The 18,962-nt window shown below is 67.6% G+C and carries 19 protein-coding genes; 7 read left to right on the forward strand and 12 right to left on the reverse strand.

Features of this window, described 5'->3' with window-relative positions:
* Positions 1-93: 93 nt before the first annotated feature.
* Positions 94-519: a hypothetical protein gene (locus K4G53_RS07770; protein WP_221385140.1), complete on the reverse strand. Its 426-nt coding sequence runs from the start codon at positions 517-519 to the stop codon at positions 94-96.
* A 118-nt stretch (positions 520-637) separates the two neighbouring features.
* Here K4G53_RS07770 and K4G53_RS07775 point away from each other — a divergent pair, with 118 nt between their 5' ends.
* Complete coding sequence (locus K4G53_RS07775) at positions 638-904, forward strand: hypothetical protein (RefSeq protein WP_221385141.1); 267 nt, start codon at positions 638-640, stop codon at positions 902-904.
* Between the two features lie 113 nt (positions 905-1,017).
* Here the strand turns inward: K4G53_RS07775 and K4G53_RS07780 are convergent, their stop codons facing one another.
* Positions 1,018-2,313, reverse strand: a complete 1,296-nt coding sequence (locus K4G53_RS07780) for an Nramp family divalent metal transporter (protein WP_221385142.1) — start codon at positions 2,311-2,313, stop codon at positions 1,018-1,020.
* A 126-nt stretch (positions 2,314-2,439) separates the two neighbouring features.
* Positions 2,440-3,375, reverse strand: a complete 936-nt coding sequence (locus tag K4G53_RS07785) for a dihydrodipicolinate synthase family protein (protein ID WP_221385143.1) — start codon at positions 3,373-3,375, stop codon at positions 2,440-2,442.
* Between the two features lie 167 nt (positions 3,376-3,542).
* Here K4G53_RS07785 and K4G53_RS07790 point away from each other — a divergent pair, with 167 nt between their 5' ends.
* Positions 3,543-4,562, forward strand: a complete 1,020-nt coding sequence (locus tag K4G53_RS07790; RefSeq protein WP_221385144.1) for a LacI family DNA-binding transcriptional regulator — start codon at positions 3,543-3,545, stop codon at positions 4,560-4,562.
* A 65-nt stretch (positions 4,563-4,627) separates the two neighbouring features.
* Here K4G53_RS07790 and K4G53_RS07795 read toward each other — a convergent pair whose 3' ends face one another.
* The 4 genes from K4G53_RS07795 to K4G53_RS07810 are packed head-to-tail and all read right to left on the reverse strand — an operon-like array spanning position 4,628 to position 9,312.
* Complete coding sequence (locus tag K4G53_RS07795) at positions 4,628-5,227, reverse strand: TMEM175 family protein (protein ID WP_221385145.1); 600 nt, start codon at positions 5,225-5,227, stop codon at positions 4,628-4,630.
* 7 nt (positions 5,228-5,234) lie between these two features.
* Entirely contained in the window at positions 5,235-5,912 is a 678-nt protein-coding gene (locus K4G53_RS07800; RefSeq protein ID WP_260323429.1) for a hypothetical protein, read from the reverse strand.
* Positions 5,909-8,611: a PEP/pyruvate-binding domain-containing protein gene (locus tag K4G53_RS07805; protein ID WP_221385146.1), complete on the reverse strand. Its 2,703-nt coding sequence runs from the start codon at positions 8,609-8,611 to the stop codon at positions 5,909-5,911. The genes K4G53_RS07800 and K4G53_RS07805 overlap by 4 nt, the downstream gene beginning before the upstream one ends.
* Positions 8,608-9,312: a DUF998 domain-containing protein gene (locus tag K4G53_RS07810; protein WP_221385147.1), complete on the reverse strand. Its 705-nt coding sequence runs from the start codon at positions 9,310-9,312 to the stop codon at positions 8,608-8,610. Before K4G53_RS07810 ends, K4G53_RS07805 begins: the two co-directional genes overlap by 4 nt.
* A 339-nt stretch (positions 9,313-9,651) precedes the next feature.
* Here K4G53_RS07810 and K4G53_RS07815 point away from each other — a divergent pair, with 339 nt between their 5' ends.
* From K4G53_RS07815 to K4G53_RS07830, 4 genes are read left to right on the forward strand one after another with little or no spacing between them, the layout of a single operon-like run.
* Positions 9,652-10,269, forward strand: a complete 618-nt coding sequence (locus K4G53_RS07815; RefSeq protein WP_308287847.1) for a DUF1326 domain-containing protein — start codon at positions 9,652-9,654, stop codon at positions 10,267-10,269.
* 11 nt (positions 10,270-10,280) lie between these two features.
* A complete protein-coding gene (locus tag K4G53_RS07820) occupies positions 10,281-11,084 on the forward strand; it encodes a DUF2182 domain-containing protein (protein WP_221385148.1) in 804 nt (267 codons plus the stop codon).
* A 14-nt stretch (positions 11,085-11,098) separates the two neighbouring features.
* Positions 11,099-11,419, forward strand: coding sequence for a GYD domain-containing protein (locus tag K4G53_RS07825; RefSeq protein WP_221385149.1), 321 nt, complete (start codon positions 11,099-11,101; stop codon positions 11,417-11,419).
* 27 nt (positions 11,420-11,446) lie between these two features.
* Complete coding sequence (locus K4G53_RS07830; RefSeq protein WP_221385150.1) at positions 11,447-11,878, forward strand: ester cyclase; 432 nt, start codon at positions 11,447-11,449, stop codon at positions 11,876-11,878.
* A 165-nt stretch (positions 11,879-12,043) separates the two neighbouring features.
* Here the strand turns inward: K4G53_RS07830 and K4G53_RS07835 are convergent, their stop codons facing one another.
* From K4G53_RS07835 to K4G53_RS07845, 3 genes are all read right to left on the reverse strand, one after another.
* Entirely contained in the window at positions 12,044-12,760 is a 717-nt protein-coding gene (locus K4G53_RS07835) for a hypothetical protein (protein ID WP_221385151.1), read from the reverse strand.
* Between the two features lie 191 nt (positions 12,761-12,951).
* The gene (locus K4G53_RS07840; RefSeq protein ID WP_221385152.1) at positions 12,952-13,758 is read right to left on the reverse strand and encodes an alpha/beta fold hydrolase; all 807 of its coding nucleotides are present in this window, start codon (positions 13,756-13,758) and stop codon (positions 12,952-12,954) included.
* Between the two features lie 42 nt (positions 13,759-13,800).
* A complete protein-coding gene (locus tag K4G53_RS07845) occupies positions 13,801-14,325 on the reverse strand; it encodes a DM13 domain-containing protein (RefSeq protein WP_221385153.1) in 525 nt (174 codons plus the stop codon).
* A 164-nt stretch (positions 14,326-14,489) separates the two neighbouring features.
* Between K4G53_RS07845 and K4G53_RS07850 the strand changes: the two genes are divergently transcribed.
* The gene (locus K4G53_RS07850; RefSeq protein WP_221385154.1) at positions 14,490-15,704 is read left to right on the forward strand and encodes a hypothetical protein; all 1,215 of its coding nucleotides are present in this window, start codon (positions 14,490-14,492) and stop codon (positions 15,702-15,704) included.
* A gap of 18 nt (positions 15,705-15,722) precedes the next feature.
* On the opposite strand, the gene K4G53_RS07855 is transcribed toward K4G53_RS07850, so the two are convergent.
* The gene (locus K4G53_RS07855; protein ID WP_221385155.1) at positions 15,723-18,443 is read right to left on the reverse strand and encodes a PEP/pyruvate-binding domain-containing protein; all 2,721 of its coding nucleotides are present in this window, start codon (positions 18,441-18,443) and stop codon (positions 15,723-15,725) included.
* A gap of 259 nt (positions 18,444-18,702) precedes the next feature.
* Positions 18,703-18,962, reverse strand: a 260-nt coding sequence (locus K4G53_RS07860; protein ID WP_221383452.1) for an HPr family phosphocarrier protein, incomplete at its 5' end; no start/stop codon positions are given.

An 18,962-nucleotide genomic window follows, 5' to 3' on the forward strand; every position in this document is an offset into this window, starting at 1 on the left:
GGACGCAGTCGTTACTGGCGGGGGAGGCTCTCTTAGTATCCTCCGGTCTTCCATCGCGCCGTCCAGTGGCATGGGTTAGGTCGATGTGCCCGGTTAGGTCTGAGGAGGGAAGTCTTTCTTCAGCGCCAAACCTGCGACGACCGCGCCCGCTAGGAGGAGTACAAAGGGCGTTTGGAGAATCGAACCCAGAAGCGCAAACCCCGAGTCGGCAATCGGTCTTGAGGCCGCGATGAGGAAGGCAATCTCCATCGCCAGGGCCACCACGTAGCCGGCGATGAAAACGACCATCACCGCGGCCGGCCTATAGCCCTTAGTGATTGCCCGCACTGCGGAGTCGTAAGCCAGGAACTTGAGACCAATAAACGTGGGCGTGAACGTCAGGATGAAGAAGACATCGACGTCCTCCGGGAATCTGCGGAGCGGGACGTTCGCGCCGCCGTGGTAAACGCCGTCGGAAAAGAACCACAGGGTTCCCAAGTGGATCCCGATCAGCAGGGCCGAAAGCAGGCAGTACCGCATCCACGTTCCACGCCGTGTCATCCCCCAAGCCATGGCCAAGTATGGCGTCGGCTGGGAACGGGATTCAAAGGATCTGCGGCAAACTTGAGACTGCTCCCACCAACGAAAGCAGGACCCCGTGATTACACTCCAGCAGGACGCCGACGGCTTCATCCGGATGCCTCGGCACTTCCCGGCCAGCGTCCGGATCCGGATCGCATTCACCGACGGCAGCACCGGTGAGTTTTCCGGCCGGACCCTCAACAACGCCTACGATGCCGCGCTCGCAGAATTTCGGGCCAAGAACGGCCTCGACGCGCGGGGATTCAACCGGGCTCCTGCGGGCCGGAAGAACTCCGGGAACAAAGTGGACTTTGTTCCCGTGCACCCGGGCATGGGGGAGTAGCCGGCGGGTCCTGCCGCGCATCCACTGGGGAGGTTCCAGCAAAGCATGAATGACGCCCCCAACCGGTCCGGTTGGGGGCGCCACGGCTCCGTGCTGTTGCTGGCGTCTCGGTGTCAGCCGAGCAACGTTGTGATCAGCCGGATGGATGAAGCGACGATGGCAATGAGTCCGACGGCAGCGAACAGGTTGTGCCACCACTTGTTGCGCAGGTCGCCCATGAGGGATGCCTTGTTGGCCATGATGACGATCAGGAATCCCAGCAGTGGTGCGATCAGGACCGTCAGTGACTGGGCTACGACGATCAGGCCGACAGGCGAGCCCTGGAACGCGAGGGTGACAATCAGGCCGAAGGCCAGGATCATCCCCGTGAAGATGCGGGCCATGGGCGATCCCGCCTTCGATCCGCGGCCCAGGGCATCCGAGACCATGGTGCCCCCGGCGGTGGCGTTGGCGATCATGGAGGAGAAGGCTGCTCCGGAAAGCCCGAGCGCAAAAACGGTTGCGCCGACGGGTCCGGCGAGGGGCGTGAAGATGGAGGCGAGGGCATTGATCGTGCCTGCTTCGCCCCCGGTCTTGCCGAGGACCGCAGCGGCCACCATGATCACCAGGGCCGTCATGACGCCCGGTGCCACGATGCCGGGGATGGTGTCCGCAAAGGTGATGTCGCGGTAGTCGGCGCGTGTGCGGCGGTGTTCCTTGATGCCATAGGAGGTGTAGAAGGCGGCGTTGATGGAGAAATTCGTGCCCACCAGGGCCACGACCAGGATTTCGCTGCCTGCCGGGAGCGTGGGGACCGCCCCTTCAAGGGCCCGGTACCAGTCTGGCTGGGCCACGACGGTGCTGGCGATGAAGGCCAGCCCCATGAGGACCACAATCACCAGGAGTACTTTTTCCACGATTCCATAGACGTTCCGGAAGGCCAGGACGAATCCGACGGCGATGGTGCAGACGATCGTCCAGAGGACGGGGGAGCCGCCGAAGACCAGGGACAGTCCCAGCCCTGAGCCGACGGCGTTGCCGACCGAGAACATCAGCGTGATCCCGAAGACGCCGACGCCGGCAAGCACCCCTACCCACTTGCCGAGGTGGTCCTTGATCGAGGTGATCAGTGAAGTCGGGGTTGCGATTCCAAGGCGGACGCTCATGTCGGTGAAGAAGATCATGAGCACTGTCGAGACGGCAATGACCCAAACGAGGGAGTAGTCGAAACGGCTGCCCGCCTGGACCGCGGTGGTGAGGTTTCCGGGCCCGAACTGCCAGGCTCCCACAACGAAGGCCGGGCCCATGAGGGCAAGATATCCAAGGAAGGAACGGCGTTCGGTGGCACCTGCGGCCTGGTTTCCTTGCTGGGTTGCCATCTGTTCTTCCCTGTGACCTGTGCGGGTGATGGTCTTATTCTGCTCGCGCATCGGCGAGTCCTCCTTCTACAGCGACGTTGCTGGGGGCGTCGTTGCCCCGGGGTGGAGAGTAAAAAGCTGGGGCACGGGCGGCGGGCCAAGGGGGCCCGCCACCCGTGAGGACCCGTAACGGGTGGGTCAAACGGTGGCGGTGACCTTGCCGATGTTTGCGGCTGCGAAGGCCTCAGCGATTTCAGTCTCGGCGCCCTCCGGCAGGGGCAGGAGCGGGGTGCGTACTGTGGCGTGGTCCAGGATGCCGCGGTTCACGAGGCCCCACTTCAAGGCGACGGTGCCCTCCATGTGGGAGCCGCGGTGGTAAACGTTCTTGGTCACCGGCAGCAGCCGCTCATGGATTGCGTGGGCACGCTTGTAGTCCTGTGCCTTGCCGGCCTCGATCAGTTCGACGAGGAGTTCGGGGGCGATGTTGCCGTAGCCGACCAGCAGGCCGTCGACGTCGAACATTGTCGGCAGCAGGTATTCGTCGTGGCAGGACAGGATCTGCAGCTCGGGGTACGCGGCGCGCAGCGCGGGGATCTCGGTGTACCACCGGCGCATGTTCCGGACACCGTTCTTCGTGGCGAAGACGCCCTCCTGGCCGGCGATCTCCAGCTGGGTGTCGAGGTCGTAGGTCGCCTTGGTGTTGTCGGGGTACTGGAAGAGGATCAGCGGCAGGCCGGACTCTTCGTAGATCTCCCGGTAGCGCGATTGCGGGGCACCCTTCTGGTATCCGAAGCGCAGCCACCCGTGCGAGGGGTAGACGAGACCGGCTGACGCGCCGGCCTCGACGGCCTTCTTGGCTTCGAGGGCCGCGGTCTTGTTGCCCTCCTTCGTGATGCCCGCCACGACCGGCACACGGCCGTCGGTGGACGCCACGAACGCGCGGATAACATCCAGCTGCTCCTCTTCGGTGAGGAACGTGCCTTCGCCGGCGTGCCCCAGGACGACGAGGCTCTTCACGCCCTCAATCGATCCGAGCCATGAACCCAGGCGCTGGATTGCAGCGAAGTCGACAGCGCCATCTTCGGTGAACGGGGTGACAGGTGCGGGGCTGAGTCCGCGGAGATCGAGTGCCATTGCAGCTACCTTCTTGTCTTCTTTGATGGTCGGTAGTCCCGCTATGATGAGAACGTTTGCGGGAACGTTTTCAAGTTTGCAACGTGTCCTGGCTCACTGTCAAGAGAACGTTTGCAAGTTGGAGGAATAGAGTGTCTGTTACACCCCTGCTCAAGAGGAGAACCTTCATGGAACCGGCTTCCCCGGGCACGATCGTCACACTGAAGGACGTGGCTGCGGCCAGTGGCGTCAGCATCTCCACGGCCAGCCGCGCCCTGGACGAACGCATCACGTCCCGCTCCGCTGCGGCCGCCCATGTCCGGAAGGTTGCGGAGGAACTCGGCTACCGCAGGAACTCTTTTGCTTCAAGCCTGCGCCGCGGCGAGACACGCACCCTTGGAGTCCTGGTTCCGCGGCTCAGCGACACGGTCATGGCGCTGATGTTCGAGGAGCTCGAACGTGCCGCGTCCTCCCGGGGATATTTCGCGATGGTCGCCACCAGCGGAGACGATCCCGAGGACGAGAAGCGGGCGGCCGAAACCCTGCTGGACCGGAACATCGACGGCCTGATCCTCGCCACCGCCCGCCTGGACGACGAGTTGCCCCGCCTCCTGCGCCAGCGCAAGGTCCCGCATGCGCTGGTGCTCCGCACCGACGGCGTCAGCCCCTCGGCTCTTGGTGACGACGAAGTGGGCGGCTACCTCGCAGTGCGGCACCTTCTCGACCTGGGCCATCGCGACATAGCGGTGGTCACCGGCCCGGCGTTCACCTCCACCGGCATCGCCCGCCTGGCCGGCGCCCGGAAGGCCCTCGAGGAAGCAGGCATCACCCCTCGTGAGCAGTGGCTGGTGGCGGCAGGCTACGGCATTGAAAACGGGTTCGCCGCCGGAGAGGCGCTGCTGGCAGACGGGCGGGAACGGCCCACCGCCATTTTCGGCGCCAATGACAACATCGCGATGGGCATCATGGCGGCAGCGCACCGCCATAACCTGAAGATCGGCCAAGACCTCGCGCTCGTCGGCTACAACGACACACCCCTGTCGGCCAGGCTGCCAACGCCCCTGACCTCGGTACGGGTTCCTTTGGACCAGATCGCCAGGACAGCCATCGACCTCATCACGGATCCCGGCAAGGAGCCCCGCGTGAGGAAATCCATCCCCACTCTTATTCCCCGCGAATCGAGCGGGCCGCCGCGGCAACGCGGCTGACCTGCTGTACCCGGGTTAGGAGAGGCATGCGGATGACCCGGCACTACCCCCGACAGCGCCTTGTTTCATGCTTGGCCGGCGGCGTCCTGGGCCTTGACGACGAAGTGCTCCACCCGCCGGTCCGGAACCAGCCAGATCAGCGCGACGACGGTGAAGGCCGCGACTCCCAGCAGCGGCTGTACGAAGGTGAGTGCGATCCCGGCGAGGTAAATGACGGGGGAGGTCTTGCCCTTCCAGTCCTTCCCGACGGCCCTGGCGAGGGCCCCGTCCTTGCCCTGCACCGCAATAAGCCGACGTTCCAGGATGAAGTAGGCGATCGCGGCACACAGCAGGTTGATCCCGTACAGCAGCACGGGGACCTGCAGGAAACCGGACTCATCCATCCACCGCGTGGTGAAAGGGAACAACGACAGCCAGAACAGCAGGTGCAGGTTGGCCCAGAGAACGCCGCCGTTCACCCGGCTGGCGAGGTGGATCATGTGGTGGTGGTTGTTCCAGTAGATCCCCACATACACGAAGCTCAGCAGGTAAGTGAAGAGCGTCGGCAGGATGGCGGCGACGCCTGCCCACGTGGGTTCCTCCGGGGTGTGCAGTTCGAGCACCATGATGGTGATGATGATTGCCAGGACGCCATCGCTGAAGGCCTCGAGCCGGTTTTTATTCACCCGAATATCATGCCCTGTCGGGGACGCCGGCGAGCCGCTTGAGATTCGAGAACTGACGGGTCTGCATGACCCAGTGCGAGGGTTCCAGGATGGCCAGGCTCAGGATGGGCTGAAGCCACTTGGGCCGAAGGGCCCAGTACCCGCTGACCACCAGCCGGGTGCGCCCGTGCGGCAGGCTGCGCAAGTCGAATCCCCAGAGCGAGTCGGTGTAGAAGCGTGGCCGCGTCCCTGCCGGGTCGAAGGGACGCCCGCGCAGGTCAAGGGACATGCGGAGGCCCAAAAACCGCTCGGGTTCAAGGGCCGCGACCTCCCACCACTCGCTGCCATCCGGCATTGCCGCCAGATGCTGGCCGAGGGCGATGTCCTGCCACTCGGGGTGAAGGCTGTCGGCGCTGCGCCGCCCAAAGTTGTCGAGGCGGTCCCAGCTGTACCAGCCTGCGCGGTCGGTGCCCATCTGCACCAGCCAGGGCCACACGCGCGAAGGCGGTGCGTCAATGGTCACGGCCATGGTTGCGCTTCGGGTGCTGTCCGGAATCAGGTCCACGCCCGGGTATGGTCCCCGCACTTCGTCGTCTGTCGCACCCCAGCGGAGCAGGCGGGGCCGCACCAGGGACAGGTAGGCGGCTGCACAACAGACGCACGCAGCCGCTGCCGGCCATGCTCCCCTGCCCGTGCGGTTTGTCATGGCAGCTTTCCCTCGTACCCAGGATTCAGGGTGTCTACGGAAGAAGCCGCTCCGGAAGGACCGGTAGCGGCTGCAATAGTCACCGTTCCGGCGTCGCCATCCACGGTGACTTCCGGCCCGGCAGCCAGCCGCTGCGTCGCCACCCCGGTGCCCAGCACGGCCGGGATGCCGTACTCGCGGGCCACGATGGAGCTGTGGCTCAGCGGCCCGCCGACGTCGGTGACCACCGCGGAGGCCATCGCGAACAGCGGAGTCCACGCCGGAGTGGTCATGCGGGCCACCAGCACCTCGCCCGGCTGCATCAGGCCGAAATCCTCGGGACCCCGGAGGACGCGGGCCGGCGCGGTGACCCGGCCGGAGCTCGCGCCGGCACCCTTGATCACGTCGCCCGCCTGGTGCTGCGGACCCGCCGGCATCATCGAGCCGAAGGCCTTCTCCATCCACGCCTTCTGGGGCAGCATCTGCGGGGCTGTTGCCTTCGCCTGGCCCCGCCAGAGCATCCTGCGCTCCTCGACGGCGTCGGCCCGGACCGGACGTGACGCCCCGGCCAGGGCAACGCCGGAAACAGTTTCTGCCAGCCCGAACTCCACGGCGCTTTGCAGCTCAGGGAAGCGAAGCCAGAACACGTCGTCCGGTGCGGCAATCACCGAGGAAGCCACCAGCCGCCGCCCGAGTTCCAGCAGCATCCGCCGCAGCAGGGGCCAGGCGAGTCCGACGTCGGCCAGCGCGTCCTCGCGGACCGGCGCGGTCTCCTGCGCCCACTTCAGCAGACGGAAGAATAGGGCGCGGCGGCGCGGCCCCAACCGTGAAGCCACCTGCCGGGTCAGTTCCTCCCGGCGCTCCGTGAGCTGCCGCTGCCGTTCATGCGGGTCGGTGCCCTGCCCGCGCAGGTAGAACTTCACCGTCTCCAGCTGCGCGGACGGGTCGTCTGCCGGCACCGGGGTGGCGAAGTCCAGATTGTAGACGGCATGCCCATACAGGGCCAGATGCTCCTGGAAGGTGAACCGCCACTCCTGCCACAGGGCGTCGTCAACCCCTGCCGGCGCCGAACCGGCGCGCAGGCACTCGGCGAGCTCCGCCGTCGGCCGCTCCAGCAAGGCGGAAACCAGCGACGGGTCGCTGCGCGCCCAGCCAGCCAGGTCGTACAGCGACTTCTCCGCGCGGATGGGTTCGCTGTCGAAGCCCAGGAGGAAGGCCTGGGCCGGGGGATCGCCGTGGTGCCGGACGGTCTTGTAGAAGGCGCGGAAGGCGAGTTCGCTCATGTCGGCGAGCGGAATGATGGACTGCACTGCGGTGTAATACACGGTTCCGGCGTCCAGGAGGGCCTGCGCGCCAGCCAGCAGCCGTTCGCCGGGAAGCTCCGCCGGCGGCGTCGCGGACCAGTCCTTGATGATCCGTTCGTAGCGTGGATGTGAATAATCGCGCCATCCCTTGACGCCCATGTGGGCCTCGCCGCCGAACAGCGCGCGCATCGCCGGCACGGTCCGGGCCGTCATCCGCAGCATGGGCCAGGTGCGGTAGTAGTAGTAGGCGTAGCCGTTGATGGTGGGGAAGCGGACGTCGCCCTCGCTGAGGGAGTGCTGGCCCAGCGCGTCGTTCATCAGGGCCGAGATTGAGCGGGACACCGAGCCGTCGATGAGGTCGGCGAAGAGCGGGGAGAGCGGATCCGGCATCTGCTCCACGATGCTCGCCCGGAAGTAGAGGCCCTTGGGGTAGGGGATGGGCCACTCGGTCGGGACGTCCGCCGCGGGTTCGGGCAGAGCGGTGATGGGCCGGGACTGGAGCAGGAAGAACTGGCCGTCGGCCCGCGCCCATTCGATGTCCTGCGGCACGTCGAAGTGGTCCACGGTGCGCTGGCCGTGGCGTGCCAGCTCCGCTGCCGCGGCATCGTCCAGGACAGGCGCACGACGCCGGGCTTCCGCCACCTTCTCCTCGGCCGTTCCGTTCGCCGAGAGGACGGTCATGAGTTCCTTGTCGGCTGTCTGCCGGGAGAGGACCTTGCCCGTGGCGGTGTCCACCACCAGGTCATCCGTGGTGACTGCGCCGCTGACCACCGCCTCGCCCAGCCCCCAGGCGGCGCTGATCACAGTCTGGTCGCGGCGGCCGTTCGCGGGGTTGGCGGTGAACATCACCCCGGCGGCATCCGCCTCCACCATCTGCTGGATGACGACGGCGAGGCGCACGTCATCGGGCCGGATGCCGGCGCGGGCGCGGTAGGCCATGGCGCGCGCCGTCCACAGGGAGGCCCAGCAGTCGATGACGGCCTTGCTGAGGGCCTCCGGTCCGCGGACGTTGAGGTAGGTTTCCTGCTGCCCGGCGAAGCTGGCCACGGCGAGGTCCTCGGCGGTGGCGGAGGAGCGGACGGAGACGGCGATGTCCCCGCCGAGGTGTTGGTAGGCGGCCTCGAGTTCGGCCTGGATGCCGGACGGCATGGCCCCCTTGCTGAACAGGGTCCGGATCAGCGCGGAGGCATGCTCATAGTCCTCCGGCGAGGCATCAGGCGGGAGCGCGGCCAGCTCCTGGATGGCTTGCCCGAGGTTGTTCTCCGCCACGAAGTCCGAGTAGGCGGCGGTGGTCAGGACAAACCCCGGAGGCACCGGGAGCCCGGCCTGGATGAGGCCGCCGAGGCCCACCGCCTTGCCGCCGGCCGTGTCCAGGTCGCCCCGCTGCACGTTGCCCAGGCCGTTCGCGTAGTTCATGACGATGCCTCCTTGCTGCCCGCCGCCGTCGGACGTTTCCACAGCACTGGCCGTTTCCACAGCGCTGCCGCGAGGACCGCAACCCACAGCAGGAACGCCCCGATGCTGATGCGCTCGCCGATGCCCAGCACCAGGTTCGGCCCCGGCGCCGCCATGAACGCGACCATACCCATCAGCGCCGACACCACGAGCGAGACGATCGAGTAGATCCGCATCCGGCCGTGGAACCCGGCCGCGACGAAGCACATGGCGGCCACCATCAGCGCGAGCTGGATGTTGGTGGCAACGATGTGCATGGGGATGGAGGCGTCGTCGCCGAGCCGAAGCGGGAAGAGGGCGCCCATGATGTTCCACAGCCCGTAAGCGGTGAGCAGGGCGCCGCCGATGCGCAGGGGACGGCTGCCGCGCACGGAGTTCCAGACGCCAAGCCCGAACGCCGTGAAAAGGACCGTGTAGATCCACGTGAAGGGGACCAGGACGTCCCGGCCGGGGGAGCCGACGGCGAAGAGTTCGCTCACCATCTGCCCGGTGCGGCGGTAACCCTCCCAGCGGGATGCCGCGAAGCCGTCGGTGAAGACCACGTAGAGCAGCGACGACGCCGGCCCGGCGCCGAGGAGGATCTTGCGCAGGGGGTCACGGCGGGGGCTCTCAAACGCGGCGGCCCACCTGCGTTCCGGGAGCCGTCCTCCTGCAACTGACATAGGGGTCCTCCACTGGCGCGGTGTGGCGGTGGCTGGCGCACTGCATGCTGGCGGATGCCCCGGCGCCAGTATCCAGCCTGCGCTGGAGCGCTGCATCCCGCTAGGGCCGAACGGCCTTGGGACAGGACTAATGGCCGTTCTTCCGAGAGTCGCCCCTCCCTTTTGACCGTTTTCCGGTTCCTCCAGAGAGCGGAATCATTGGGTAGCCCGCCATATTGACGGCCCGTGAGCGGGGGAATACGGTCTGCATTAACGGGGCCGTCCGCCCCGTTTTCCAGGGATGGGGCGCCGGATCCGGGCCACTTCTGCCAGGCGATGGTGCCAGGTGAGGAGGATGCTGTGTCTTGGGAAATGTCCGGAACCTACGTGGGCAACTGCACTTGCCAGCTGATTTGCCCGTGCCCCGTGGACGGCCTGCCCACCGGCCCTGGCGGCGAGTGCCGCAATCTGAATGTGTTCCACGTCGAAAAGGGAAACCTGGATGACACTGACCTGTCCGGCGTCGACTTTGCATTCGTCGGCTGGTTCCCCTCGAATCTGACGGCAGGCGGCTGGCGTGTGGGTGCCGTCGTTGACCAGTCCGCTTCCGATGAGCAGGTGAGCGCCTTGGAAACCATCATCCGCGGGCAGGCCGGGGGTCCGTTCGGCGACCTTGCCGGGCTGTACGGCGAATGGCTGGGGCTGGAGCGCGGCGCCGTCACCTTCTCGGACGGTGACCGGCCTCGGGGCGCAGTCTCGGACAAGGCCCAGGTCACCTTCGAGCCACTGCCCGGACCAGACGGTGGCGCCACCACGATGAAGAACGCCATGTACGGCTTCGCGCCCGAATTCCGGATTGGCAAGGGGCCGGGGCACGTGGACCTGTTCGGGCAGGAATACGACGGTGTTTACGGCGAAACGTCGGGCTTCGCTTTCGCCAGCGAGATGGCCGAAGACGCCCCCAAGGGCCGGGTCTGAACGGCGGCCCCGTGTACCGCAGGAAGCTGGCCGGTGACGGCGAGGCAAAGGCCGATGCCTCCCGTGTTGATCCGCGTGAGGCAGGGCTGGTGGCCGTTTTGCTGGTCCTCGCCGCTGCCAGCTGGGTTTTCACTTCCACGCAGCTGGCAGGGATGGACATGGGTGCGTGGACCGATCCGGGGCCGGTGGGCTTCTTCACCGTGACGTGGGTGGTGATGCTCGCAGCCATGATGTTCCCGTCGGTGGCGCCGATGGTGCTGGCGTACCACCGCATCCAGCGGCACCGGCGGCAGGCCGGACGCTACGCGCCCGCCGGGTCCACCTCGGTGTTCGTGGCCGGCTACCTGGCCGCGTGGACCGTCTTCGGGCTGGTGGCGTACGGGCTCTATCTGGGGGCGGCGGCGCTGGCACCCGGGGCCTTCGCTCCCGACCAGGGCGGACGCTTCGTGGCGGCCGGAGTGATCCTGATCGCTGCCCTGTACCAGTTCACGCCAGCCAAGAACGTCAGCCTGATGAAATGCCGCTCACCCATGGACTTCATCCTGCACAGGATGCGGCCCGGCTATTCCGGGGCCGTTCGGATGGGCGTGGAGCACGGCGCCTGGTGCGTGGCCTGCTGCTGGGCGCTGATGACGGCACTGTTCGCACTCGGCGTGATGAGCGTCGGGTGGATGGCCCTGATCGGGGCCTTTATTGCCGGGGAGAAGATGCTGCCGTGGCGGCGGCTGGCGAACCGTTCGGTTGCGGCGGCGCTGGGCGTGATCGCACTGGGGGTGGCGCTGGTTCCTGCGGCGGCAACCGGGATGGGAATGTAGGAAAGGGAAAGATCATGCCGAAGTACATGTTTGAAGCAACGTATGTGGGCGACGGAATCAAGGGGCTCATGCAGGAAGGCGGCACCAAGCGGCGCGAGGCCCTGACGCAGGCCCTCGGCTCCGTGGGTGGAACGCTGGAGAGCTTCTACTACGCGTTTGGCTACTACGACGTCCTCGGCGTCTTTGAGGTGCCGGACGATGCCAGCGCTGCGGCTTTGTCGCTGCTGATCAATTCGTCCGGGAACGTCAACGTCCGCCTGAAACCGCTCCTGACCGTGGAGGACATCGACGAGGCCGCCAAGAAGACCCCGTCCTACCGGGCGCCGGGCAAGTAGCAAGGGATTTCAGAAAGGAGATGTGTGATGTCGCGCGCTGAAGTTGAGCAGCTTGACGACCGCGGATTGGCGGCCTGGGACCAGCACGACGCAGCCGGATTCACCGGCCTGCTGGCCGACGATTTCACCTTTTCGGATGTGATGGCTCCGGAGCCGTTCCACTCGCGCGAGCAGGTCAAGTCCTATATGGACGCGTGGTTCTCGGCTTTTCCCGATATGCACCTCAGGACCACCAGGCGCGTGGTCAGTGATGACGAGGTGGCGGCGGAAGTGGAATTCACCGGGACCAACACCGGTCCTCTCCGCATGGGAGACCGGGAAATTTCTGCCACCGGCAAGTCCGTCGTCGGGACGGGGACCTACTTCGCCTCTATCAGGGACGGAAAGATCGTCTCCTTCCGGGTCCATCCGGACGTCGCCTCGATGATGGGCCAGCTCGGACTGATGCCTGGTATGTGACCGTGGGGAGGCGGAGGGGCGGACAGCACCACCTGCCCTCGGCGAGTTAGGCACCGGCGTCAGCGGCCGCCGTCGTAATGCGCGACGGCGGCCCGCTGGCTGAGTGCGGCGGCGTTGGCGCGGGTGCTTGGCTGCTGCGCCCGGTGCGCCCTAGTGGTCCGCGGATCAGGGGTTCAGCGAGCCGACGGCCTGGGACGCGGCCTGGATGCTTTCCCAGCCCCGGCGGGCGGCCGCCGCAGCGCGGGGATCCAGCGGGGTGCCCTTGTTCTGGAGGATGGCCACGAGGGTTGCGTTGACCACGTCTTCCCGGAGCTCCTTCAGCCAGGGGCCACGGAGGTTCGGCATGACCGGCACCCGGGCCCGGCACGTCAGGAAGTGTCCGCCCGCCACGGCGAAAGCAAAGCACGCGATACCGGCAAGCAGGAGTTTCAGGAGGTCATCCGGGCCGGTGGCCACAATGTACGCCGGAGGTGCGATCAGCGCGGCCATCAGCCCCAGCCGCAGTGCCAGGATTTCCTGGACCCGGCCGCCGGCCCTCCGCCGCGCCAGGGTACCGGCCAGTTGCTGATCCCAGACGGCCTGGGCTTTGAGACGCCACTGCCGCTGCGAGCCGAGGTGAAGCCGCACGAGGGCACGCGCTGCGGCCAGTTCCTCAGGGTTCCCGGTCCGAAGTGCTTCGACAGCCGGGTCTGCTTCATCAGCCCATGCGCTCCTCAGCCTGCGGTCAATGGCCGCGGCCATCACGTCCAGGCTGAGCTTTGCAGCGCCCTCTGCCACGTCGGTGGGAGCAGTGACCGGCGTCGTCGCCTGCACTGTGCCCGCTGAAGCCGTGCGGTGGCCATAGCGCGGCGAGCCGTCGGCGAGTTGGTATTCATTGCTCATGGTTCCCCCAATAAGGCGCCTGCAGAGGCAGTGTCCTGGATTTCGTTCTATTCCCTCGAAGAGAGTCTTCGCAGTGGCTGCTGAAAATATTGTGTGCGCGGCCGCCTGCGTAAAGCGCGATTCTTGGGGAAACCTTCGGGGATTTTGAGCCGGGGTTGAGGAATCCACCGAGGGCTTGAGACCGCCGCGTTTCAGCGCCGGGAGCGGAGGAACTCCATCGCGTCCGCTGCCACCTGCTCCGGGCACTCCCACAGAACCAGGTGTCCGGCGTCAGGGTAAATCCTCAGCACCGCGGCCGGGATCCGGGCCGCCAGGGTTTCCTGGCTGCTGCGCGGCAGCAGGGTGTCCTGTGCACCCCAGAGGATAAGCGTCGGAGCCTGGATGGTTCCGGCTTCCGTGGGCGGCGCGGCCTCGCACAACCCGTTGAGGATGTCCTTCCAGGCATGGGCCGGCATCCGCAGGCCGTCGCGGACGCGGTCCTCGACGTACCAGGCAGGGACGTCGTGGAGCAGGGGGAACCAGGTCAGCGACTCCCGCACCCAGGCCTCGTCGAGGGGGTCGGCCAGCGTGTCCACCTCGTCGGCGAAGGCGGGCCGTCCCTGCAGGCTCAGGGGAGACCCCACCAGCACCAGCGCGGCCACCTTTCCGGGATGGGCGACGGCAAGTTGCTGGGCCACGTAACCGCCGCTGGAGGAACCGACGACGGCGGCGCGGGGGACGGCGAGAGCGTCCAGGACCGCGGCGGCATCCTCCGCCTGCTCCGCCAGGGAGTAGCCGTCCGCGGGTTTGTCCGCCTCTCCCTGGCCGCGCAGGTCCGGCGCGAAGATCCGGAAGCCGGCCAGCAGGGGGATCAGCCGGTCGAAGCTCTTGCGCGACTCGCCCCAGGCGTGAAGCAACAGCAGGGGAATGGCGCCGGCTTCGCCTTGGCTGTTGTCTTGCACGAGGCACGGCACCGTGATGCCGGTGCGGAGCCGGAGTTGCCGGAGATCGGCGTCCATGGGTTCAGGCTACGCCTGCTGCTGTCCGGACGCCCGGTCGGCTCAAGGCTTCAGCTCAGCCGCGGCGAACGACACGGTGAACCGGGCGCACCAGATGCTGACGGACTTGTAGTCGGCCAGCACCGTCGCTGCCGGGATCTCGTAGTTCTGGTCGCCCTTGTTGGCCTTGAGCGCGCCGAGATCGAGATAGGCGCCGTCGTCGAAGAGGTACCAGCCGGCCGTTCCCTCAAGGACGGGGGCGTCGGTGAGCCATACGCGAAGGTCGGGGCCGTCGGACGTATCAAGTCCTTCGAAGCGGAGAATCCGGCTCCCGTCGGGGAGCTCGAGGATCTTTACTGTTCCGGAACTGACGTGTTCATGGCTGATGAGCCAACCTGCGGCCAGTTCACGGGGAGCTGGAACGGCGGTGGGCGTCGCCGGGATCGCTGAGGACGGGGCCGCGGACGGGATGTCCTCGATAATGGTTGAACTCGTGAAGATGCGCCAGGGCTGGAACAGGTAAAGGCCCACAGCCACGGCGACGGCGGCCACGACCAGGACTGCGGGGACAACGATGCGCCTTTGCATACCATCTCAACGTCCGGATTGATGCCGCCGTTCCGGCGGGAGCGCTGAAGCGGCCCCTCGGTGGAAGGCCCGACGGAGGTAATCGCCCCACCGTCCAGCCGGCGGCTGGCAGGTAGGATCGGAGGATTGCCGAGGGGGTCGGCAGCATTCTTGGGGGATCATTCATGAAGACGAAGCTTTCACGCCCGCTCGCGGCGCCAGCCCTCCGGCGTGCCCTGCTGGCCGGCGTCGCGCTCCTGCTGGCTACCGCCGTCGTCACCGTTCCGGCCTCCGCCGCCGACACCGCAACGATAGGTGTGGTCGGCCAGCCGGTGGCCGTCGCGACCGGGCCCGACGGCACCCTGTACGTCAGCGACCAAAGCTACAACGGCGGCGTTTTGGCCTACCGTCCGGGGGAGACCGTGCCGTCCCGCACCATCAGGACCGGGGCCGGTCCCACCTCGCTCGCCGTGACGCCGGACGGGACGCTGTACGTGGCGCAGAGCGAGGGCGCGCAGTCGGAAATCGGTGTGGTGGCCCCCGGCGCCGGCGAGGTCTCCCTGGTCATGAAGGTCTCCTTCGGCACACATTGGCTGGCGGTGGGGCCCGAGGGATCGCTGTACGTGGTGAGCCCGGAGGAGAACTCCCTGTCCGTGGTGAAGCCGGGCGACGCGTGGGTGAACCGGACCATCCAGGCGGGGCCGTACCCCGTGCGGGTGGCGCTGGCCAAGGACGGGACGGCCTATGCCACCAACCAGCTCGCAGGTACCGTCACCGTGATTCCCCCCGGCGCGGCGTGGCCGTCGCACACCATTGATGTGGGCGCGCAGGCCAGCCCGCACGGGATCGCGGCGGCCCCGGACGGGACCGTCTACGTGGCAAACATCATGACCAACGACGTCGCGGTGATCGAGCCCGGCGGCACCGCGGTGGCGCGGCGCATTCCCGTGGGCCGGGCGCCGCAGGAGGTGCTGTCCGCTGCGGACGGGACCGTGTACGTGACCAACAGCCTGGACGATTCGGTCTCGGTGATTCCGGCCGGGGCTTCGGCCGCCGAGACCATCGCAGTTGGTGACGATCCCGGCCGGCTGGTTCAGCGGGCCGACGGGTCCGTGGTAGTGGTCAACAGACGCGGCAAGTCACTGTCAGTGCTCGACGGCGGACAGGACGTGCCAGCCGCGGCCGTTGCCCCGGGCGGGGGAGAGCCGGCAGGGACAGCCGACGCCGGTACTTCAGACGGTGCCGTCATTTCCCAGGGATCCTTTGGGATCGCGCTGCCCGCAGTCGCCGCCGGAGCGGGTGCCTTGCTTTTGGCCAGCGCTGCATTCCTCGTCGCGGTGCTGCGGCGCCGCAGGAAGGCCGCCGGCGCAGGGACAGAGCAGGCCTGGGCGCTGGACTGACCTGCGCAGGGGAGCGCCTCACCAGACGATGGTTCCGGCTGCCCCGTCGACGGTGACGGTCTGGCCGTCGCACAGCCGCGTGGTGGCGTCGGCAACGCCGACCACGGCGGGGATGCCGTACTCGCGGGCCACCACCGCACCGTGCGATATGACGCCGCCCATTTCCATCACCAGGGCACCTGCCGTCATGAACAGCGGCGTCCAGCCGGGATCGGTGGAGGGGGCCACCACGATTTCGCCCGGTTCCACATGGGCACCCACGGGATCCAGGACCACCCTGACGTTCCCGGTGGCCGTGCCTGCCGAGGCCGGAGTGCCCGTGAGCCGGTCCGCAGTGCTTGAGTCCGGCAGCGCGGCCGCCGCCGCCATCACCGCCGCCTCCACGTCCGTGCCGTCCGAGAGCAAGAGGCGCGGGATCCGCCGGCGCCGCAGTTCGACGTCGTAAAGCCGACGGCGGGAAGCCACCACCTCCGTGAGGTCGGCGCCGCGAAGGGCCACGCGGAGTTCTTCGAAGTCCAGGAAGAAGACGTCCCCGGCGGCCGCGATGGAGCCGGTCCGCGCCAGGTCCTCACCGACCGAGAGCAGTTGCCGGTGCATCTCGGCCAGCACCAGCACAATGTAGAACTTGGGCAGTTCCCGCAACCCGGAGAGCTGCCGGGCCCGGCGCAGGCAGAATGCCACCAGCCGCCCCCGCAGCCTGCTCCTTGCAGCTGCCCGCTCCACCAGTTCGGTGATGCGGGCGTCGGCGTGATCGGCGGCGCGGGCAAACTGGCGGTCCGGTGCCTGCTCCGGGTCGCCAACCCGGAGATAGTTCGAGATCATCCCCAGCAGGTGGTCCGGCTCCTCGGCCCACCGCGGCATCCCCAGGTCGATCTCTGCCACCGCCCGGTGTCCGTACTTGGCCAGGAACGCCCGCAACCCCGCTTGGGCAAGCCCCGGGAGCGTGCCCGCCTTGTATCGCGCCGCCAGCTGGTCCGGCCGCAGCTCCAGGAATACTTTGCGTGAATCCGGATCCCGGCCAAGGGACACTGCCAGGTCCCACAGTTCCAGGTCCATCCCGGTGGTCACGTTGTGGGGGAGCCCGCGCAGGACTGCCTCCAGTTCGCGCGGCTTGGCGATCCCACGCAGCAGCCGGCGGGCGCCAGCCAGCATCAGGTAGCCGGCGGACGGAGCGGGCAGGGTGTACTGGATGATCCCGTTGATGGTTCCGGCGAGAATGTCCTCGGCGTGCTGAAGCCGGCGTGCCGGAGTGGCCGGCAGGGGGAGCTGAAGCTGGGCTTCCAGCCGGCCCTGGTAGCGCCGAGCCCTGCGCAACTCCGCCTCCGGCCAGAGCACTGAGCGCGCCATGGCGGGAAGGAGTCCCGCGATCAGGGCCAGGCTCTGGGTAGCCCCGGCGCCTTGTGCCTTCCCGGGGCGCCGCTGCGGCCGCTTCCGGCCGGGCTTCCGGAGCGACTTCCGGAGCGGGGGCGTGACGATGCTGAACCGGGGATCCTCCAGCAGTGCGGGGAAGACCGCGGCGGACCTCCCGTCCGCCAGGGGCAGCATCCTCAGCAGTGCCTTGCGGCCGGACTTGTTGCGGACCACCGCCGTCAGGTCCACGTACATGCGCAGGCCCGGGTTCACGTACTTCCACGGCCCCTTGCTGTTCCGCATGAGTCCCATGACAGACAGGCCCATCGGCGTGATGGGGCGGGTCAGTCCCTGCAGCAGCGTGCCGCACAGGTAAACCCGGGTGCCGCCGTCATGGATGCCCGATGGTTCATCTTCCGGCAGGGGATAGAGCGTGGTGATGGGCCGCGACTGGGTCAGCCAGGCCTTGCCGCCGGCGTCGATCACCCATTCCACATCCTGGGGCGCGCCAAGCAGCTGCTGGCAGGCCCCACCCAGGGATGACAGTTCGCGCAGCTGCTCGTCGGCCAGGCCGGAGGCGGGGTCCTGCGGCCGCTGCAGGATCCGGGCTGTTGCCGTGTCCAGCACGAAGTGGTCCGGGTTGACGGCGCCGGACACCACTGCCTGTCCCGGCCCGCGGCCGGCATCGATGACTGTCTCCGTCCGCGTGCCGGTCAGCGGGTTGGCGGTGAACAGGACGCCGGCGGTGGCGGCGTCCACCATGTGTTGAATGACGACGGCGAGGCCCACCTCGCGGTGGCTGATCCCGTTGGTTGCGCGGTAGGCCACGGCCCGGTCCGTCCACAGCGACGCCCAGCAGCGGCGGACCGCACGCATGACGGCGTCGGCGCCGGACACGTCCATGAAGGAGTCCTGCTGGCCGGCGAAGCTGGCAAAGGGCAGGTCCTCGGCAGTGGCGGAAGAGCGTACCGCCACGGGAACGCTGCCCAGCGCGGCATAGGCGTCGCGGATGGCGGCTTCGACGTCGGGCGGTACCGGTGCTGCCGCCATTGTCTCGCGGGCCTGCCGAGCGAGCTGGGTCCTGTCGTCATCCGGAAGTCCGTTGCCGCCGTCGGGCCCTTCGATCCCCGCGAAGCCAGGCGTCCCGCCGGGGCCCACCCCGTCAAGGCGGGCGGCGATGGCGGCCAGGTCCCCGGGCGCGGCTTTCCGGTATGCGGCGGTGGTTAGGCAGAAGCCGGGCGGGACCGGAAAGCCCGCAGCGGCAAGCCGGCCGAGGTTGAGGGCTTTGCCGCCCACGGTGGCCAGCGATGCCGATGCCAGCCCGCTGAGGTCAACGACGAGGCTGCCATCGGCGCTGGCCCGCTCCGGAACAGGACTTAAGGAAGGCACGCACGCTTCCCAGCGGTTCTCCGCGCGCTGTGGGAGGACCTGAATTCGATGATCTGCACAAACCCGGGCATGGTGGCTCCTCGACGACGGCGGACGCTGATGCGGATCACGGTAGACCCCGGAGGCAGGCGGGCCACAGGGGAGAAGTGCCCTACTTTTCAGTTATCGTCTGGTGGCGTCGGGGCCGTCTTTGCACAGCATCGGGGGTGGCGTGCACCTTGTGCGCGCCACCCCCGTAGGTGCTGATTTCTCGCTGGTTTTAGGCTTCTACGTCATGGTCCGTCTCCAGGATCCCCACCAGGTGGTCGAGGGCTGCATCGGCGCCCGGGCCGTCGGCGCGAAGTACCACAACGTCCCCATGGGAGGCGCCCAGGCTCATGAGGGAGAGGATGCTCGCAGCGTCGAGGGCCTCGTCGGGGCTGACTTCCGGGGAAGCGATGGTCACCTCCAGTTCAAGCTTGCTGACTTCCTCCGCGAAGACCGATGCGGGACGGGCGTGGAGGCCCACTCGGCTGGCAA

It is taken from the genome of Arthrobacter sp. MAHUQ-56, assembly GCF_019710585.1.
Taxonomy (GTDB): Bacteria; Actinomycetota; Actinomycetes; order Actinomycetales; family Micrococcaceae; genus Arthrobacter.

Coding starts and splice junctions, on each gene's coding strand:
- K4G53_RS07770 (WP_221385140.1), bottom strand. CDS start 519: ATGCGGTACTGCCTGCTTTCGGCCCTGCTGATCGGGATCCACTTGGGA.
- K4G53_RS07780 (WP_221385142.1), bottom strand. CDS start 2,313: ATGCGCGAGCAGAATAAGACCATCACCCGCACAGGTCACAGGGAAGAA.
- K4G53_RS07785 (WP_221385143.1), bottom strand. CDS start 3,375: ATGGCACTCGATCTCCGCGGACTCAGCCCCGCACCTGTCACCCCGTTC.
- K4G53_RS07790 (WP_221385144.1), top strand. CDS start 3,543: ATGGAACCGGCTTCCCCGGGCACGATCGTCACACTGAAGGACGTGGCT.
- K4G53_RS07800 (WP_260323429.1), bottom strand. CDS start 5,912: ATGACAAACCGCACGGGCAGGGGAGCATGGCCGGCAGCGGCTGCGTGC.
- K4G53_RS07805 (WP_221385146.1), bottom strand. CDS start 8,611: ATGAACTACGCGAACGGCCTGGGCAACGTGCAGCGGGGCGACCTGGAC.
- K4G53_RS07810 (WP_221385147.1), bottom strand. CDS start 9,312: ATGTCAGTTGCAGGAGGACGGCTCCCGGAACGCAGGTGGGCCGCCGCG.
- K4G53_RS07825 (WP_221385149.1), top strand. CDS start 11,099: ATGCCGAAGTACATGTTTGAAGCAACGTATGTGGGCGACGGAATCAAG.
- K4G53_RS07830 (WP_221385150.1), top strand. CDS start 11,447: ATGTCGCGCGCTGAAGTTGAGCAGCTTGACGACCGCGGATTGGCGGCC.
- K4G53_RS07835 (WP_221385151.1), bottom strand. CDS start 12,760: ATGAGCAATGAATACCAACTCGCCGACGGCTCGCCGCGCTATGGCCAC.
- K4G53_RS07840 (WP_221385152.1), bottom strand. CDS start 13,758: ATGGACGCCGATCTCCGGCAACTCCGGCTCCGCACCGGCATCACGGTG.
- K4G53_RS07845 (WP_221385153.1), bottom strand. CDS start 14,325: ATGCAAAGGCGCATCGTTGTCCCCGCAGTCCTGGTCGTGGCCGCCGTC.
- K4G53_RS07850 (WP_221385154.1), top strand. CDS start 14,490: ATGAAGACGAAGCTTTCACGCCCGCTCGCGGCGCCAGCCCTCCGGCGT.